Here is a 1,185-nt window from a genome sequence, read left to right on the forward strand (position 1 = left end):
GGTTTGCATTCTCTATTGACAAACTATGCGATAATAGCCGCCATTGTTTAAATATATTTAGTAAAAGATCCAATAAATGAAATCATACAATAGCATTCAAGAACGTATAGAAATTTTAGAAGACAAACTAACGGCAATACATGACGAAATAGAAACACTAAAAACCCCTGCTAAAAACAACAATGAACGTATTATTTTTAAGTTTATTGAAACAGGCAGCACAGGTAAAACGAAGGATTTTGTTCGTGAGTTAGGTATTAAATCACCACGTGACGGTTTGTTTTCATCAGGTGACGTTACAAAACTAATTAAAGATGGCGCTGAAGATATTTCACCTGCGTTATTAGAAATCGCAAGACAGCTTGCCAGTGCACGTAATAAAAATGGCCCAAGCCGTTAATTACGCAGTCACGCAGTATCTAGAAGCCCAGCTAAGCTGTCGCTTCTAGATATGTAATCATATTAAACTAAATTAATCACATAGTTCTATATTAAGGCTGGTAAGCAAGTTTAGTGCTTCGAAGCGATCAAACTTAGCATTCGCTAAAATATTATTATTCAAATCTATATTAAACGCTGTCGCACCTACAAAATCACATTTTGTTAAGTTAGTTTGAAAAAACTCACTATCGCGAAAATCTGTTCCTGTAAATTCACTACCGCTTAAATCAGCATGTCTAAAATCAACATTTTTGGCAAAGCAGTGTGTTAGTTTGAGAGCTTTGAGGGTTAATTCAAAAAAAGAACTATTACTGAGCTCGCAATAATTAAAACTCACCGGTGCGTTAATACTAAGCGCTGGCCAATCTACGTCAGTCCATTGCAGACTATTTAATTTACAGTGGCTAAAACTTACATTTTCAAGTGAACTGTAGTTCCATTTAAGTGACGATAAATTACAGTTTTTAAAGTTGCACTGTATAAATCGGCAATTTTTAAACTGCCCGCCTGAAAAGTCGCAATCGGTAAATGTGCACTCTTCAAACTCAGAATTTTCAGTTAGTTGCTCTTCGCGCTGTAAAGCATTAAATTGCTCGTCGAAGTAGTGATTATTATTTGAAATTGACACTATTAACCTAGTTTTTAATGGGCATAGACGCTATTTTTAGGTAAATCTTTTTTAAGCGCAAGCACTGCAATAAAAATCAAAGCAAATAGTGGAAATAGCGCTAAACAGCCACCCAC

General features: G+C 35.1%; 2 protein-coding genes. One reads left to right on the plus strand and one right to left on the minus strand.

The annotated features are described in order from the left end of the window. The first annotated feature begins 76 nt into the window (after window positions 1-76). Complete coding sequence (locus H5072_RS19955) at window positions 77-400, plus strand: hypothetical protein (RefSeq protein ID WP_002959968.1); 324 nt, start codon at window positions 77-79, stop codon at window positions 398-400. A gap of 72 nt (window positions 401-472) precedes the next feature. Here the strand turns inward: H5072_RS19955 and H5072_RS19960 are convergent, their stop codons facing one another. Next, complete coding sequence (locus H5072_RS19960; protein ID WP_182694581.1) at window positions 473-1,069, minus strand: pentapeptide repeat-containing protein; 597 nt, start codon at window positions 1,067-1,069, stop codon at window positions 473-475. Between the last annotated feature and the right edge of the window lie 116 nt (window positions 1,070-1,185).

The sequence above is a fragment of the Pseudoalteromonas sp. SR45-5 genome, from assembly GCF_014163565.1.
In the GTDB taxonomy this organism is placed as follows: Bacteria; Pseudomonadota; Gammaproteobacteria; order Enterobacterales; family Alteromonadaceae; genus Pseudoalteromonas; species Pseudoalteromonas distincta.

What these genes read in the sequence shown, in the direction of transcription:
- H5072_RS19955 (WP_002959968.1), top strand. Translation starts at nt 77, where the DNA reads ATGAAATCATACAATAGCATTCAAGAACGTATAGAAATTTTAGAAGAC.